Here is a 15931-nt window from a genome sequence, read left to right as displayed (position 1 = left end):
CATGAACAAGACTGATATATTCTCTCGGTTACGCATGGGTGAACCTATAGATATGCTTGATACCTCGTATATGCCGGCTATCGAACACATGGATGTTACCCGCAAATTGTGTCAGCGCATCAATCAGGCGGAACCCGATTTTGAATCGTTACGTCCGCTTATCGAACAAATGCTTAACGCTCCATTGCCGGAAAGGACATACGTTACGCCGCCTTTGCAGATAGACTTCGGGCGTCAGATGCAAATTGGGCGCAATGTATTCATAAATCATGGCCTCTGCTGTATGTCTGCCGGTGGAATCACGATTGACGATGATGTGCAAATCGGACCGGAAGTCGCAATGGTTACAACTAATCACGATTTTTCAAGCCGCCGCACGCTTCGCTGCAAAGGCATCCGTATTTGCCGCAACGCATGGATCGGTGCTCGCGCTGTCATTCTTCCAGGAGTAACGGTCGGAGAAAACGCCATAGTCGCTGCAGGAGCAGTCGTCACCAAAAACGTTGAACCGGATACTATTGTCGGCGGTAATCCGGCGCAGATTATCCGACGAATCGAATAATTAAAGTTATGCGAATGATACTTACGACCTTAATTACAGGATTATTACTGATGTGCAGTTGCCATCATTCAGAACCGGATGTTCAAAACAAACCGGTTCAGAATGAAGACAACAACACGGAACAAACCGTAGAATTACTCTATATGGGACAGGGGAGCTTACGTGTTGTGACGGAAACGGACAAGGTCATCTATATTGACCCCTATGCCGGTGAATACCAACTTGCCGCAGATCTGATACTCGTTACGCATGAGCATTTCGACCATAATGCCATAGAACGCGTACAGAACCGACAACCCGATTGTCGGATTATCCGCAGCCGGGATGCTATTATCGATGGCAAGCATCAGACGTTTGAACTTGGATATGTACGAGTGGAGGCGGTTGAGGCCGGCTTCAACCGTTATCACGATGTCCGTCAGTGTGTCGGATATGTGTTGATATTTGCCAACGGACGGAAAGTTTACATTTCAGGAGACACTTCGACTACCGACCAAATGCACGAGATGTCGGATATGCACATTGATTACGCTTTTCTTTGCACAGATGGAGTCTATAACATGGGGAATGAGGAGGCGGCCCATGCCGCAGAGATGATAGGTGCACGCCATAACATACCCTATCACAACAGCACGACCGGCAACAGCGAAATGTTTAGTCTTGAAGCTGCCGAACGTTTCGCAGCACCGAATAAGCTAATTATTCGACCGGGAGAAACTATTACGATAGAATAGTAAAACCACGAATGACATCCGAACAATATCCATATACAGTAACATCGCCTGCCCGATTGTATTCCAATCGGGACTTGGCGTTATTGTTCCTGCCATTAGTGATAGAGCAAACGCTCAAATATAGCCTTGGAGTCATTGATTCCATGATGGTAGCAAGCGTAGGTGAAGCCGCTGTATCTGGAGTGTCGTTAATCGATTTCGTGATGTCATTTATCACGAGCCTTTTTGCCGCTCTGCTTGTAGGTGGCTCAGCCGTTATCAGCCAATACATGGGAGCCGGGAATCATGAGCAAGCCAACAACGCAGCCAATCAACTGGTACGGTTTGTAGGACTTTGTTCCATCTTGTTGTGCGGGACAGCGTATGCTGCACGACCTTTCATTCTGAATCATCTGTTCGGAGAACTTGCTCCAGACGTATATCTTCATGCGGATATTTATATGTCCGTTACTATCTCGTCCATTCCGTTTTTGGCTTTGTACAGCGCAGGAGCCAATCTGTTCCGTTGTATGGGCGACACGAGATTGCCGATGATGGTTATGACTGCTTGCAATTTGTTGAATGTTGCAGGAAACGCCATATTGCTGTTCGGATTCGATATGGGTACAGCCGGGATTGCCTATCCGACGTTAGTTTCCCGAATCATTGCCGCTGTCTGGATTTTGTTTATGCTTTGTAATCGAAAGCGAGACCTGTTTCTTTTCCGGCAGATGCGGATTCGTTTCAACGATGGAATTATTGCCCGAATTTTGAGCATCGGTGTCCCTTGCGGTATTGAGAACGGCACGTTTTTTCTCGGCCGGATTCTGGTTTTAGGTATGATTGCCTCTTTGGGTACGGCAGCCATCGCTTCAAATGCCGTGGCCGGTGTCCTGTCGAACTTTCAGGTTATCCCTGGCATGGCTATCGCATTTGGAACGACCGTCGTCATCGCCCGATGTGCCGGAGCTGGAGATAAGGAACAGGCAAAATATTACAATCGCAAAATAATCCGCATCGTCTATTTTACCCAGCTCGTAACTTGTCTGACGGTGTTCGGCTTGTTGCCCACACTCATGCGGATTTATGGACTGTCTTCTGCAACGTCTCGATGCACAGAGGAAATCATGCTGATGCACACTCTGTTTACACTCGTATTGTGGCCTCTGTCGTATATTCTACCGGCAACATTCCGGGCTACTGGTGATGCCCGTTATCCGATGGTCGTCAGTCTCTTATCTCTATTTGCCGGCCGTATCTTTTGCTCGTGGTTATTCGGCGTTCATTGGCAGATGGGCATTCTGGGTATTTGGCTGGGTATGTTTGCCGATTGGACAGCAAAGGCCGCCTGCTTTATTTTCCGTTATTACAGCGGAAAATGGATAAAACCTGAATGGCTTCAAACGGCAGGTCGGAAAACGGAAAAATGTGAAAGTTTTAGCGTAGTTCGTATATCCATTCCGAAAATGCAATAAGCTAATTTTACGAGATATAAATTATAAATTAAAAAAGAATTAACAATGAAAAAGTTAAATGCAATCTTATTTGTAAGCCTTATGTTGCTGTGTGGGTGCGGTCATGAAGATGCTGCGGCTCAAGAGCCTGAAAATCCCGGAGTAGAAAATCCCGGAGGAAGTGACGACAAAGATGATGAAAACGGAAATACGAATAACGTCAATCCGTTCAATTTCGAAACTCGTACTGTGCTACTGAACAGTGGTTATGAAATGCCTATTTTCGGCATAGGAACCTACTTGCTTTCTGCGGCACAAGCAGAAGAGTCTGTGTACAATGCCTTGAAAATCGGAATCCGCCTTTTCGATACGGCCGACATTTATGGAAACGAACATGGCGTTGGACGCGGACTCCAACGCGGCATGCGGGATTTCGGAATCAAGCGTGAAGAAATATTCGTAACGACGAAACTTTGGACGTCGGACTTTTATCGTGCGGACGAAGAGGTGGACGAACGTCTTGAACGACTCGGACTCGATTATATCGACTTGTTGCTGTTGCACCATGCTGCGCGTGATGACGAGCATGCTTATCAGGCTATGGAACGAGGCGTGGAGGCCGGAAAAATCCGTTCAATAGGCATCTCGAATTTCTATGAAGCCGATATTGACCGCTTGATGAAAATTGCCAAAATAAAACCGGCCGTCATTCAAAACGAACTCCATCCGTATTTTCAGGAACGTTCGGTTAAGGAGCACATCGCACCGCTGGGTACGGTCATGGAGTCGTGGTTCCCTCTCGGCGGACGCGGCACGGGTATTCGTACACTTTCCCAGCACGAGGTCATTACCGAAATAGCTTCGGCACATGGCAAATCTCCTTATCAGGTTCTTATTCGCTGGCACTTGCAGAGCGGGAACATTGCCATTCCCGGTTCATCTAATGCCGCACACATTGCTGAAGATTACGATGTCTTTGACTTCGAACTGACATCCGATGAGATGGAGCGGATAAATGACCTCGATTGCAATCACCGATTCGCGAATTATTAAAGACACTGTTTATGAAAAATATAATTCTGATATTGTTTGGCATTATGGCAATGATTAGTGAAAATACGATGGCTCAGGCTGTCTCACAGAACCACAAAAGCCTTGTGGTCTATTATTCCCGTCGCGGCAGCAACTACCGTGACGGTGCAATCGTCGATTTGAAAGTCGGCAATACGGAGGTCGTGGCAAGAAAAATCACCGCCATAACAGGAGCCGATACGTTCCGGATAGAAACAGTAACGCCGTATCCGGAAGATTACATGGAGACAACCCAGGTGGCAAAACGCGAACTGGCAGACAATGCAAGACCCGCCATTACAGGCAAAGTCGAAAACATGTCAGAGTACGATACGATTTATTTGGGGTATCCCAACTGGTGGGGAACAATGCCGATGGCGGTCTTTACGTTTTTGGAATCTTATGACCTTGCCGGGAAAACGATTGTTCCGTTTTGTACGCATGAAGGAAGCGCGATGGGACGCAGCGAATCAGACATTCGTAAGGTTTGTCCTAAGTCTGTCGTGTTGAAAGGGCTTGCCATACGAGGCAGTAAAGTCGATAACTCAGACAAGGCGATAATGGAATGGATTGAAAACGCACAAAAGCGGTAAACCATTAAAATAAATATGTTACGAAAGATAAGACAAATATTGGCAGTAATCGGTTTAGTACTGATTACTTTGTTGTTCCTTGATTTTACCGGAACAATCCAAATGTGGTTTGGCTGGATGGCAAAGATTCAATTCCTTCCGGCAGTATTGGCTTTGAATGTAGGAGTTATCTTCTTTCTTGTACTATTGACACTCCTCTTGGGGCGTGTCTATTGTTCTGTTATTTGTCCTTTGGGCATTATGCAGGATGTCGTATCATGGTTTAGCGGTCGGAGAAAAAAGAAGAAATACCGTTTCAGTTATTCTGATGAGAAAAAATGGTTACGTTACGGAGTGTTGGCATTGTTTGTCATTGCCATAATTGCCGGTGTTGGTTCATTTGTGGCATTGCTGGCTCCTTATAGTTCTTATGGACGTATAGCCGCCAATCTTTTCGCCCCGGTGTATCGCTGGGGAAACAACCTGCTTGCTTATTTTGCAGAACGTGCGGACAGCTACGCTTTCTACGAAACGGAAGTGTGGTTGAAGAGCCTGCCAACATTCATCATCGCAGTCATTACATTCGTCGTTTTGGGCATCTTGGCATGGCGTAACGGACGAACCTATTGCAACACGATTTGTCCGGTAGGAACAATGCTTGGTTTCTTGTCCCGGTTCTCCCTGCTGCGTATCACGATAGACGAAAGCAAGTGTAATCAATGCGGTCTCTGCTCACGCAAGTGCAAGGCTGCGTGTATCAATGGTAAGGTGCATAAGATAGACTACAGTCGTTGTGTGGTTTGTATGGATTGTATCGACACTTGCAAACATGGGGCAATTCAATATCGTTTACGTACTAAAAAAATAATCGCACCTGAACATCCCAATAAGAAAGATAAAGGCGTTTCTTCTGAGCAGATAGATTCTGCCCGGAGAACATTTCTTACCGCGACCGCTTTGGTTGCAAGTACGGCAGTTCTGAAAGCACAGGAGAAAAAAGTGGATGGAGGGTTGGCTGTAATCGAAGATAAGAAGATTCCCGACCGTAAGAATCCCATTGTACCTTCGGGTGCTCAGAGCGCACGTAACTTTGCACAGCATTGTACCGCTTGCCAACTTTGTGTGTCAATATGTCCTAACGGCGTATTACGTCCGTCAACGGATTTGATGAAATTGATGCAGCCGGAGGTGAGCTATGAGCGTGGGTATTGTCGTCCGGAATGTACGAAGTGTTCGGAGGTATGTCCAGCGGGAGCTATCCTGAAAATAACAACGGCAGACAAGTCGGCCATACAAATCGGTCATGCCGTATGGGTACGTGAAAACTGTATTCCGTTAACGGATGGTGTTGAATGTGGAAACTGCGCCCGCCACTGTCCGACAGGAGCGATACAAATGGTCACTTCGGATACATCTAATCCCGATTCTCCCAAAATTCCCGTGGTAAATACGGAACGTTGCATCGGTTGCGGAGCCTGTGAGAACTTGTGTCCCTCACGACCGTTCAGTGCCATCTATGTGGAAGGACACGAAGTGCATCGAATTATATAAACCAAATAAAATTTTCAAGAGATGGAACATCATAGAAAAAAAGAAATATCTCGTCGTGATTTTTTCAAGATAGCAGGAAGTGCTGGATTGGCTACCGCCGGACTGGTTGCCTGTGACAACAAGCGGGAAGATTCCTTAAATGCGACAACTCAAGTTGCTTTGGGCGAAATGACATATCGGATGAATCCTACGACTGGTGACAAGGTCTCTCTGCTGGGTTATGGCTGCATGCGTTGGCCGACCCTTTCCGGAAGTGATGAACCGATGGATCAAGAAACAATCAACGCTTTGGTTGATCATGCGCTGGCACATGGTGTGAATTATTTCGATACGTCTCCCGCTTATTGTAAAGGACGCTCGGAGCGTGCTACGGGAATAGCTCTCGCCCGCCATCCCCGCAACCAATACTTCATAGCCACGAAACTGTCGAATTTTGCACCGTCCACCTGGAGCCGTGAGGCATCCATTGCCATGTACCGTAATTCGTTCAAGGAATTACAGACGGATTACATTGATTATCTGTTATTACATGGCGTTGGCATGGGCGATGACGGAATGGCTGCGCTTCATTCGCGTTATCTCGATAACGGAGTGTTGGATTTTCTGTTAGAGGAACGCCGTGCCGGACGCATACGAAATCTCGGTTTTTCCTATCATGGAGACATTAAAGTATTTGATTATCTGCTTTCCAGACAGGACAAATACAAATGGGATTTCGTGCAAATCCAAATGAATTATTTGGACTGGCGACATGCTAAAGAAACCAATCCCCGCAATACGAACGCAGAGTATCTTTACGGGAAATTGGCCAAGCGGAACATTCCGGTTGTCATCATGGAACCGTTATTGGGAGGACGGCTTTCCAAAGTGCATGACCACATCGTAGCCCGTTTGAAACAACGGGAGCAGGATAGAAGTATCGCATCATGGGCGTTTCGTTTTGCGGGAACTTTTCCCAACGTACTTACCGTATTGAGTGGAATGACTTACATGGAGCACTTACAGGACAACCTGCACAGTTTCTGTCCTCTACAACCTCTCACGAATGAAGAGACCCAATTCCTATACGATACGGCGGATTTGATGATGCAGTATCCTACTATTCCGTGCAACGACTGCAAATATTGTATGCCATGTCCGTATGGAATAGACATTCCGTCCATTTTGTTGCATTACAACAAATGCGTAAACGAAGGCGATATCCCCGAAAGCCGTCAGGCCGAGAATTACCGTGAAGCCCGCAAAGCGTTTCTTGTAGGATATGACCGCAGCGTACCGCGTCTTCGGCAAGCCAACCACTGCATAGGCTGTAGTCAGTGCGTGCATCATTGTCCCCAAAGTATCGATATTCCCAAGGAGTTACAGCGGATAGACAGATTTGTGGAACATTTGAAGCAAGGGACATTATGATGGAAGATCTGACGAATCTCCTGCACTGTGGCAATCACTCGCTTGTAGTAGCAAATGGGGATATTTGCACTTTTGACGGGCGGGGGATTGCTGATTTATACGACCTATGGAGCAATGATCCGGGATTTTTAGACGGAGCGTCCATTGCCGATAAAGTGATCGGCAAAGGTGCAGCCGCACTTGTTATTCTCGGTCATGCGGCAGAACTTTATGCGGATATTATCAGCGAATCAGCTCTCGATTTGTTTCATGGAAGCCCTGTAAAAGTGTGCTTCGGCCAAAAAGTGCCTTATATAGTCAATCGCGCAGGCGATGGTATTTGCCCCGTGGAAATTCTTTGCAGAAATTGTAAAACGGCTGAAGAATGCTTGCCGTTAATCAATGATTTTATGAAAAAAGATGAATAAGAATATAAGTATTATGTTGTGTGCAGCCTCGTTTGTCGCGACAAAAGGCCAAGCACAGGAGGCAAAGGACAGCACGCATTTGTACACGATTGATGAAGTAGTGGTTACTGGAACTCGTCATGCCACGGATGTACGGCATTTGTCGCAGACAGTTTCCGTTGTAAACCGCAAGAAAATAGAACAATCCATGCAGCCTTCATTGTTGCCTGTACTTACCGAAAATACACCGGGACTTTTCACTACTGCACGTGGCATAATGGGGTTTGGTGTATCTGGTGGCGCAGCAGGAGGAATTTCTCTTCGAGGACTTTCCGGCGGTACGGCACGGATGATGGTGCTGATAGACGGGCATCCTCAATATGCCGGCATTTTCGGACACCCTATTGCTGATGCTTACCAGTCTTTATTGGCAGATAAGGTTGAAATCCTAAGAGGTCCGGCCTCCGTATTATACGGTTCGAATGCGATGGGTGGTGTGGTAAATATCGTGACCAGAAAAATGCTCGAAGACGGAGTACGCACCAACCTTCATGCGGGATACGGCTCGTACAATACGCTCGAAACTGAACTGACCAATATGGTTCGGAAAGGGCGGTTTTCTTCTGTTATCAGTGGATCGTATAACCGTACTGACGGACACCGTAATGATATGGGGTTTGAACAGTACGGGGGATATGCCAAGCTGGGCTATGACATAACAGACAACTGGAATGTGTATGCTGATGTAAACGTGACGCATTTCAACGCTTCCTATCCTGGACCGGTATCGGCTCCGCTCGTTGACGGCTACCAGCGTATCACACGAGGGGTGTCTTCTTTTGCCGTGACTAATCATTACGAGAAGACTTCAGGAGCGGCCAGTTTCTTCTATAATTGGGGCAATCATTGGATAAATGACGGCTATACTCCAAGCGCAGGTGAAACTTCGCAGGACGGACGTTTCAATTCACGCGACAACATGATGGGTGTGTCGCTCTATCAAAGCACACAGTTTTTCAAGGGAAACCGTATCACATTCGGCTTCGACTGGTTCAGGTATGGTGGTCAGGCGTGGACAGACTATGTATCGGGGGAAAATGCCGAAACTCGCAGTGGTTTGGTTGACAAACATGAAGATGAAATTGCCGGATATGTGGACTTCCGTCAGGACATCGGCAAATGGTTGACCTTAAACGCAGGGCTTCGCATAGACAATCATTCAAGAGCCGGTACGGAATGGGTGCCACAAGCTGGTCTTGCTTTCCATCTTTCACATTCAATTGATTTGAAGGCTTCGGCAACAAAAGGTTTTCGTTACCCGATTCTTCGAGAAATGTATATGTTTCCGCCACAGAATCCAGACTTGAAGCCTGAATCAATGTGGAACTATGAAATAGCTATATCACAAACACTGCTGAGCGGTCGGTTAAACTACGGTGTAAATGTTTTCTACATCGATGGAAAGAACCTGATTATGGCTTTGCCTAATCCCAATGGGTCGGGTATGCTGAATCAAAACTCTGGAAAAATAGAAAATGCCGGCATAGAATTGCTGGCCGCTTATCGTATCAACAAGGATTGGTCCGTAGATGCGAACTACAGTTTCCTGCACATGGAGAACCCGGTGATTGCCGCTCCTGAACACAAACTCTACGCTGGAGGTAATTTCATCAAAGGACGTTGGAGCGTTTCCACCGGTATCCAATACATTGCCGGACTTTATATTTCTGTTGGAAAAAATCCCGTTACGGAAAAATTTGTGTTATGGAACCTGCGCGGACAGTTCTCTGCAACCAAATGGCTTAGCCTGTGGGTACGCGGTGAGAATCTATTGGCTCAAAAATACGAGATAAACGCCGGTTATCCCATGCCGAGAGCAACGGTTATGGGTGGTATAAACATTCATCTTTAATTCTTAAAAGCGATAAATCATTATGCAAACAACTGTAAAACTCTATTCATTGGAATATGATAATGTGAGAACTTATTTGGCAACTTCGTTATTCGTTTTGGGCAATATTATTGTTCCCCAGCTTTTTCATCTCATACCGCAAGGTGGCATAACTTGGCTGCCCATCTATTTCTTCACCCTCATAGGAGCGTATAAATACGGTTGGAGAGTGGGACTTCTTACAGCCATCGCTTCGCCTCTGATAAATTCCTTGTTATTTGGTATGCCGGCCGTCAGCGGTTTACCTGCGATTTTGTTAAAGTCGGTATTACTGGCTGTTTTGGCTGGAATCGTTGCTACCCGTTTCAAAAAAGCCCCCTTATGGATGCTGCTGATCGTGGTGCTGGCTTATCAAATCATTGGTACGTTGGGAGAATGGATTATGAAAGGTAATTTTTATCTTGCCATTCAGGATTTCCGCATAGGCATACCTGGTATGCTTCTACAAGTATTTGGAGGCTGGCTATTTATTAACCATATAATTCGCAAGTAGTTATGACACCTTTATTTATTGGCGGTCTGAGCATGCAGGAAGTGCTGCTGATCGCGTTGGTCGTGTTGCTGTTCTTCGGCGGCAAGAAGATTCCCGAACTGATGAAAGGTCTCGGCAAGGGAGTGCGTTCGTTCAAGGAAGGAATGCACAATATGGAAAAAGAAATTGAGAATGAACCGTAGGGATGGTGGCGAGTACGGACAAACAATCTTTCTGGGAACATCTCGACGTGCTGCGGGCGGCGATTGTCAAAATCGTAGCCGTAGCCGTCGTGTTCGGTATCGCCGCCTTTTGTTTTAAGGAGGAGCTATTTGCCGTTGTCCTCGCTCCGAAGAACGACGGTTTTATCATATATCGCCTTTTCAACCGAATTGCTGCATTGGCTGGCGGTGAAACCGGAAGTTTTGCCGTGCAGCTCATCAACACTGGACTGGCGCAGCAATTCATCATCCACATGAAGACGGCATTGTGTGCCGGCGTGCTTTGTGCGTCGCCCTACATCCTCTACCAGTTGTTCAGATTCGTATCTCCGGCTATGTATGCCAATGAGCGGAAATATGTCGTGCGGGTAGTCGGCGGAGGTTACGCGATGTTCGTAGTCGGAGTATTGGTTAGCTATTTCCTGATTTTTCCGCTGACGTTTCGATTCTTAGGCACGTATCAGGTCAGCGGGGAGGTCGCCAATCTGATTACGCTCGATTCCTATATCTCGACCCTCGTGCTGATGTGCCTGTCAATGGGTATCGTGTTCGAGATACCGATTTTATCCTGGCTGTTTGCCAAATTGGGTTTCCTCTCCGCCGACTTCATGCGTCGCTATCGGAAACATGCCATCGTGATTATTCTCGTGGTAGCAGCCATCATCACGCCGACTTCGGACGTGTTCACGCTCTCGCTCGTGGCGTTGCCGATGTGGTTACTGTATGAGGCGAGTATCTTGTTGGTAGATAGAGTTAAAAAGCAAACATCGAGAATCTAAATAAGGGAACAAATAACATTTATGATGCTCTCTTTTGTAATATGAGACTTACTCAAATATAAATTCATAAATAAATTAACATGAAAGAACAACTCAAAAAGTCTTCTCTTTTTTTGAAGGGAAGCAACACCTGACCCACTTCGCTACTGAACAGGATATAGCGGAAGAACTATTCGAGTTACTCTCCGAAGCGAGAGAACTCTATCTCCAAAATGTGATTGTGGATGATTTCATCAACAGTCACCGGTACATCAATTGCGATAGTGCCGTTTGCCGGAACTGCCACGAAATGAACATCCACATCGTCAAAGGGCTGCTAACTGAATGCACCCACCTTATCCAACCGCTCTTTACAACATCACATTTCTCTTTTGAGGAGTGCATGGAGTTGCGAAGGCAGTATGACAGGTCGGAACCGTTGCCGACACCGGTCGTGCATCACACCGATAAGGTGACAGATGCTCCACCGCTTTCTTTCGGCTGCAATTTCACTCAAGAACAGATGACAGGTATTGTGTCTTGTGCCAATACTTATCATCTGTTTTGCGTTTCTATGCTCCGCATCGAGGATATGGAGGCTCTCTTTTCCTGCAAAGAGGGCTTTCATCTCCGGGTGAACAATCTTCGCCATGTGGCTATCCTTTTCGATGCACTTCTCGAAAACTCGTTCATCCAATCCCGCTGGCAGTCCGTTCTCGACAAAGGGAGGTTTTTGCTATCCAAGGACGGTACACGGTTTATTACCGCATCCAATCTTTCGTCTGCTCTTTCCGCTGTCAGGAACAACAAGACAGCGGTTGCCTACGGAATAAAAAGAGTCATCAAGGAACTGAAACTATAAAGCAGGAATCTCTCGCAAAAGGGAAAAGCACTATGTTGGATCAAACCGTACATAGTGCTTTTGTATGTCTTCTGAACCCCGGAATTCCAGTTTCGAACTCTGACTTGCTGCTGTCTTTTTCCAAAAGTCTTTTACGATTGTAAAGCCAATTTTGTCCGTTGAGTTTCTACCTTTTCTTTTGTATAATTCAAAAATAAGGTAATAACTCAATGTTTGTTTATTGCTTTAGGCTACTACTTTATCTGCGTAATTTGGCTAGTAAAAGTAGTGAGATAGTTGATGGTAAATAAATGCAATCTGATGATTCTAAAAAAAGGAACAAAGTTGTATAATGAAGATTATTATATTCCTATTTCGATATAAGAACTTTGCCATTCACGGAAAACAAATCAACGAGCCTGTTGTCCACGAAATTCTTTTCGGGGGGGGGAGCCTAATACCCCGGTCGGCTTGCGCCGTCGTGCAAATTGCCTATCCCACTGCAAGCAGAGAGAGTCTTTTGTCGCTGTTGAATCTCGACGCGGAAGTGGCAAACTCCGACTAAAAGCGACAAAGGTTATATGTCGTTTCTATGGCATAAGATATGAACCATGGTCAGAAATAAGAAAGTCCAAATCACAATTCTGCCAGACAATTTTTGATGTGAAATAATGTCCGTTTTTTAATGTTGGGATGATTCCCGACTCCGTTTACTTTACATCTTTACGATGGAATAATATTGATAAAATTTCTGACTGCACTTTGTCTGTGATAGCTTTGCCACATATTGCATTCAATTCTTGGTTGCAAATAGCAATTCCGTCAAGGCAGCTCTTTCCTAATGCACTATCTTCCGGCGTGTAATAGCCTTTGGTAAATTCATCCCAAAAGAGCCAATTGGCGATTGCCTGATATTGATTTCTAATACTTAATATGCGGCGTATTTTATCATACAACGCCATTCCTTTCTCAAAATCATCCCAAGCCTTTATGCGGTCATCATTAATTGATGCAACTTTAATTATTGCATCAGAAAAATCTTTTATTTCCATAATTAATAATTACTTTTCTTATAATTGCTGTATGAACTATGCTTCATTGATTCATCAAACTCTTTTTTGAGTTTGTATAACTCTGATTTAGGGTTTGCTATATCGCCTCGATAATTCTTATAGAACTGTAATATATGCAGATATTTCTTATTGTCTGTCTTACCTATAACTCAATGCGTTATTGTTAAAATCACAAAAACATCGTCATATATACGGGGATATAGTCAATTCCTTGCTCGCGTTTCAGGTCTTTCGTGTAGATAACATACCTGTTCTGCACGCGGTTGGAGAACTTATCACAGAAAACATCCAACGAGGTATGTGATTTATAGCCGGATGACTTCACTTCAATCGGCGATATTTTATGTTCGTCTGCTATCAAGAAATCTATTTCATAGTATTTCTTTCCATCCGGGGTCGGTATCGTATGATAAAACAACTGCTTGCCGGCAGATCTCAACATTTGGGCTATAACATTCTCATAAACATAGCCTAAGTTAGCGCTGAGTTTGTCGTTCAGCAGTTTTTCATAAATAATGTTATCCGTAAAGTCCTTGTCCTTGAAAGCCAGTGTTACAAACATTCCGGTATCGGATGCATATATCTTAAAGCGTTCATTATCCATTGTAAGAGCTAACCCGACATTCGGATCATTGGAATGATATGCAACATTTGCAGACATGAAATTATTCATCATTTTGACTATGCCTGCAACCCGCTCTGCTCTTTCGCCAGGTATAGCCGATGCTATTTGATAGCGCGAAGCATTCTTACTTAACTGTGCAGGTATGGCATCGTACAATGCGGTGGCTCTGCCCGTATTATCCAACTTCCAAAAATCCTCCTCGTACAGCGAGACAATATCCCGCTTTACTAAATCTACCGCTCCGAGATTATTCGTCTTGATATATTCTGCTACGGCTTTAGGCATACCTCCAACCAGCATATACAAGCGGAAATCGCGCATCATTCTCCGATGAACGGCATCGCCTAACGGTATTCGTTTTTCAAATGCCGTGCGCAGCAACGGTATCGTGGCGGTATCGCCCAACGCCCATCGAAATTCCTCATAGTCCATAGGAAACATATCGATCCGCGTCTCCTCGCTCGGCAGCAGGATATCCTGACTGCTTTTGTGAACGGTAATGAGTGAGCCGGTTTCGATATAGTCGTATCGACGGTCTTTAACCAAATGTTTGATAGCCTGACGAGCCAAAGGAGCCTTTTGTATCTCATCGAATATGATTACCGACTTGCGCTCAATCAACTGCACCCGATAGATAAGTTGCAGCCGAAGAAATATATAGTTCAAGTCTGATATATCATTAAAAAGCTCCTGCACTTCTGCCGGTGCAATGGCGAAGTCGATGAGAATGTAGGACTCATACTCATTTCGGGCAAACTCTTCTGCAAGTGTGGACTTTCCGATTCGTCTTGCTCCTTGTATGAGAATTGCGGACTCTCCGTTCCGCTCCCTCTTCCATTTGAGCAATCGGTCGTACATCTTACGCTTGAACAATATAGTATCTTTCTCCATATCCGTTGATATATAGCGCAAATATAGTGTTTTTGCCGGTATCCGCCAAATGTTTTGTGTGTATTTTGTCAATTTGCGCTAAATATTTTGCACCCATTCCGACAATCTCCGCTGTTTTTAACTTTGCAATAGCATATTCCATCAAATTGCCGCGTATATAAGGGGATAATTATGGTGGCTATTCATGTCCCCCAACAGCCACTATAATTATCCACCCACCACTTATATTGGTCGGATTTGAGATTGGTTAATATCGACAGACACGCTTGCGACGATTCACATTTATCTGCCATTTGCAAAGTTGATCCATCTTGCCTGCTGTACAGCCCGGCAACTGTCGGGGTAGCCTAATACCCCGACAGACACTCGTCATCGGGAGCGGTGTCCATACAAATAGCAAGCTGGGACATGAGAGATTATCCAAAACAACACAAAAATAGTATGGCAAATTGAAAGATATTTTGATAGCATCTTAAGACGCTTTATCTTTGCTTTTATGAGAAATTTTTGATCGTGACTTTTGCTATATTTTCATTTTTTCAACTTCTTCGAAGTTCTATCAAAGTCAAATCCCTATGTATATGAGACTATCTTGGTAGATTGAATAAGCTTACCTGCTTTTGAAAGATGCCTTTCATTTGCTACTTGAATAATTGGTATTTGGATGTTTCTTGAAAGTGAAACAGATTAGCTTACATCGTAGCAAATATAACATAAAAACTGCAGCGAAAAGAGAAAATATGCAGTAAACTTTTATTCTTTCTTTTTTGGCTGTATATTTTTCAAGTAGCCAGATCGTAGAAATGCGCAGAAAATTCAGTTTAGTTTGTACATTAGCCTTATATATGCTAAATCAAAGTAAACTATATTTAGGTAGGCATATTTGCCTTTCCATATGCCTATGGTTTTATAGAAACAACTACCATTGCGGAAAATGCAAGTTTCAATGAAGATGTAAGACAGAAACCACTGCCCGTCCTTTTCTCTTTTGGCTGCAACAATTCATGGATGAGCCATTGAACGATATTCTTCGGATGAGAAGTAGATATTCGGAAAACTACTTTAAGAGGCACTTTGAATGCGACCAAGTGCAAGAGATGAAACTAAGTGAAATACGAAAAGCTGAGAATCGATTAAATTATTGATTTTGTTTCTATGTTGTTCTTTTGATAAGATATGAAAAATGTTATTATATTGATATACAGGATATAAACTTTGTTTGTTGTAACATTTGTCAGATTCATATTAGATTAAATGTCAGACAATGTCAGATAATGTCAGACTTTGTCAGATTCATATTAGGTTAAATGTCAGACAATGTCAGATAATGTCAGACTTTGTCAGATTCATATTAGGTTAAATGTCAGACAATGTCAGATA

Annotated in this window: 16 protein-coding genes; 13 read left to right on the top strand and 3 right to left on the bottom strand. The window is 44.5% G+C overall.

The features are described from left to right. Position 1 precedes the first annotated feature (1 nt). The 13 genes from K2G43_RS01865 (at position 2) to K2G43_RS01805 (ending at position 11983) form a co-directional block, all read left to right on the top strand. The gene (locus K2G43_RS01865; protein WP_297677451.1) at positions 2 to 562 is read left to right on the top strand and encodes a DapH/DapD/GlmU-related protein; all 561 of its coding nucleotides are present in this window, start codon (positions 2 to 4) and stop codon (positions 560 to 562) included. A 14-nt stretch (positions 563 to 576) separates the two neighbouring features. Next, complete coding sequence (locus K2G43_RS01860) at positions 577 to 1296, top strand: MBL fold metallo-hydrolase (protein WP_300152823.1); 720 nt, start codon at positions 577 to 579, stop codon at positions 1294 to 1296. Positions 1297 to 1307: 11 nt separating this feature from the next. Beyond that, the gene (locus K2G43_RS01855) at positions 1308 to 2750 is read left to right on the top strand and encodes an MATE family efflux transporter (RefSeq protein WP_297677455.1); all 1443 of its coding nucleotides are present in this window, start codon (positions 1308 to 1310) and stop codon (positions 2748 to 2750) included. A 45-nt stretch (positions 2751 to 2795) separates the two neighbouring features. Further along, positions 2796 to 3782 (top strand): aldo/keto reductase, encoded by a 987-nt coding sequence (locus K2G43_RS01850; protein WP_297677457.1) that lies wholly within the window; start codon positions 2796 to 2798, stop codon positions 3780 to 3782. Between the two features lie 11 nt (positions 3783 to 3793). Beyond that, positions 3794 to 4393: a flavodoxin gene (locus K2G43_RS01845; RefSeq protein WP_297677459.1), complete on the top strand. Its 600-nt coding sequence runs from the start codon at positions 3794 to 3796 to the stop codon at positions 4391 to 4393. A gap of 15 nt (positions 4394 to 4408) precedes the next feature. Further along, positions 4409 to 5923: a 4Fe-4S binding protein gene (locus K2G43_RS01840; protein WP_297677461.1), complete on the top strand. Its 1515-nt coding sequence runs from the start codon at positions 4409 to 4411 to the stop codon at positions 5921 to 5923. 21 nt (positions 5924 to 5944) lie between these two features. Next, positions 5945 to 7333, top strand: coding sequence for an aldo/keto reductase (locus K2G43_RS01835; protein WP_297677463.1), 1389 nt, complete (start codon positions 5945 to 5947; stop codon positions 7331 to 7333). Beyond that, on the top strand, positions 7333 to 7740 hold the full coding sequence (locus tag K2G43_RS01830) for a DUF1893 domain-containing protein (protein ID WP_297677473.1): 408 nt from the start codon (positions 7333 to 7335) through the stop codon (positions 7738 to 7740). Before K2G43_RS01835 ends, K2G43_RS01830 begins: the two co-directional genes overlap by 1 nt. A 13-nt stretch (positions 7741 to 7753) precedes the next feature. After that, positions 7754 to 9631 (top strand): TonB-dependent receptor, encoded by a 1878-nt coding sequence (locus tag K2G43_RS01825; protein ID WP_300152822.1) that lies wholly within the window; start codon positions 7754 to 7756, stop codon positions 9629 to 9631. A 22-nt stretch (positions 9632 to 9653) separates the two neighbouring features. After that, positions 9654 to 10163: an ECF transporter S component gene (locus K2G43_RS01820; RefSeq protein WP_297677467.1), complete on the top strand. Its 510-nt coding sequence runs from the start codon at positions 9654 to 9656 to the stop codon at positions 10161 to 10163. A 2-nt stretch (positions 10164 to 10165) separates the two neighbouring features. Further along, entirely contained in the window at positions 10166 to 10345 is a 180-nt protein-coding gene (gene tatA, locus K2G43_RS01815) for a twin-arginine translocase TatA/TatE family subunit (RefSeq protein ID WP_297677469.1), read from the top strand. A 2-nt stretch (positions 10346 to 10347) separates the two neighbouring features. Further along, complete coding sequence (gene tatC, locus K2G43_RS01810) at positions 10348 to 11142, top strand: twin-arginine translocase subunit TatC (RefSeq protein WP_297677471.1); 795 nt, start codon at positions 10348 to 10350, stop codon at positions 11140 to 11142. 157 nt (positions 11143 to 11299) lie between these two features. Next, on the top strand, positions 11300 to 11983 hold the full coding sequence (locus K2G43_RS01805) for a hypothetical protein (protein ID WP_300152832.1): 684 nt from the start codon (positions 11300 to 11302) through the stop codon (positions 11981 to 11983). A gap of 689 nt (positions 11984 to 12672) precedes the next feature. On the opposite strand, the gene K2G43_RS01800 is transcribed toward K2G43_RS01805, so the two are convergent. The 3 genes from K2G43_RS01800 to K2G43_RS01790 form a co-directional block, all read right to left on the bottom strand. Next, positions 12673 to 13014, bottom strand: coding sequence for a hypothetical protein (locus K2G43_RS01800; RefSeq protein WP_300152821.1), 342 nt, complete (start codon positions 13012 to 13014; stop codon positions 12673 to 12675). Positions 13015 to 13204: 190 nt separating this feature from the next. Then, entirely contained in the window at positions 13205 to 14551 is a 1347-nt protein-coding gene (locus tag K2G43_RS01795) for an AAA family ATPase (RefSeq protein ID WP_300152820.1), read from the bottom strand. Beyond that, a complete protein-coding gene (locus tag K2G43_RS01790; protein ID WP_300152819.1) occupies positions 14520 to 14693 on the bottom strand; it encodes a hypothetical protein in 174 nt (57 codons plus the stop codon). The genes K2G43_RS01795 and K2G43_RS01790 overlap by 32 nt, the downstream gene beginning before the upstream one ends. Positions 14694 to 15931 lie beyond the last annotated feature (1238 nt).

It is taken from the genome of Bacteroides sp., assembly GCF_029057325.1.
In the GTDB taxonomy this organism is placed as follows: Bacteria; Bacteroidota; Bacteroidia; order Bacteroidales; family Bacteroidaceae; genus Bacteroides.
The sequence above is the reverse complement of the archived record's forward strand: the minus strand, read 5'-3'. Positions and strand labels throughout refer to the sequence as shown.

What these genes read in the sequence shown, in the direction of transcription:
- tatA (WP_297677469.1), top strand. Translation starts at nt 10,166, where the DNA reads ATGACACCTTTATTTATTGGCGGTCTGAGCATGCAGGAAGTGCTGCTG.
- K2G43_RS01825 (WP_300152822.1), top strand. Translation starts at nt 7,754, where the DNA reads ATGTTGTGTGCAGCCTCGTTTGTCGCGACAAAAGGCCAAGCACAGGAG.
- K2G43_RS01850 (WP_297677457.1), top strand. Translation starts at nt 2,796, where the DNA reads ATGAAAAAGTTAAATGCAATCTTATTTGTAAGCCTTATGTTGCTGTGT.
- tatC (WP_297677471.1), top strand. Translation starts at nt 10,348, where the DNA reads ATGGTGGCGAGTACGGACAAACAATCTTTCTGGGAACATCTCGACGTG.
- K2G43_RS01840 (WP_297677461.1), top strand. Translation starts at nt 4,409, where the DNA reads ATGTTACGAAAGATAAGACAAATATTGGCAGTAATCGGTTTAGTACTG.
- K2G43_RS01855 (WP_297677455.1), top strand. Translation starts at nt 1,308, where the DNA reads ATGACATCCGAACAATATCCATATACAGTAACATCGCCTGCCCGATTG.
- K2G43_RS01865 (WP_297677451.1), top strand. Translation starts at nt 2, where the DNA reads ATGAACAAGACTGATATATTCTCTCGGTTACGCATGGGTGAACCTATA.
- K2G43_RS01790 (WP_300152819.1), bottom strand. Translation starts at nt 14,693, where the DNA reads ATGGAATATGCTATTGCAAAGTTAAAAACAGCGGAGATTGTCGGAATG.
- K2G43_RS01800 (WP_300152821.1), bottom strand. Translation starts at nt 13,014, where the DNA reads ATGGAAATAAAAGATTTTTCTGATGCAATAATTAAAGTTGCATCAATT.
- K2G43_RS01860 (WP_300152823.1), top strand. Translation starts at nt 577, where the DNA reads ATGATACTTACGACCTTAATTACAGGATTATTACTGATGTGCAGTTGC.
- K2G43_RS01795 (WP_300152820.1), bottom strand. Translation starts at nt 14,551, where the DNA reads ATGGAGAAAGATACTATATTGTTCAAGCGTAAGATGTACGACCGATTG.
- K2G43_RS01845 (WP_297677459.1), top strand. Translation starts at nt 3,794, where the DNA reads ATGAAAAATATAATTCTGATATTGTTTGGCATTATGGCAATGATTAGT.
- K2G43_RS01835 (WP_297677463.1), top strand. Translation starts at nt 5,945, where the DNA reads ATGGAACATCATAGAAAAAAAGAAATATCTCGTCGTGATTTTTTCAAG.
- K2G43_RS01820 (WP_297677467.1), top strand. Translation starts at nt 9,654, where the DNA reads ATGCAAACAACTGTAAAACTCTATTCATTGGAATATGATAATGTGAGA.
- K2G43_RS01830 (WP_297677473.1), top strand. Translation starts at nt 7,333, where the DNA reads ATGGAAGATCTGACGAATCTCCTGCACTGTGGCAATCACTCGCTTGTA.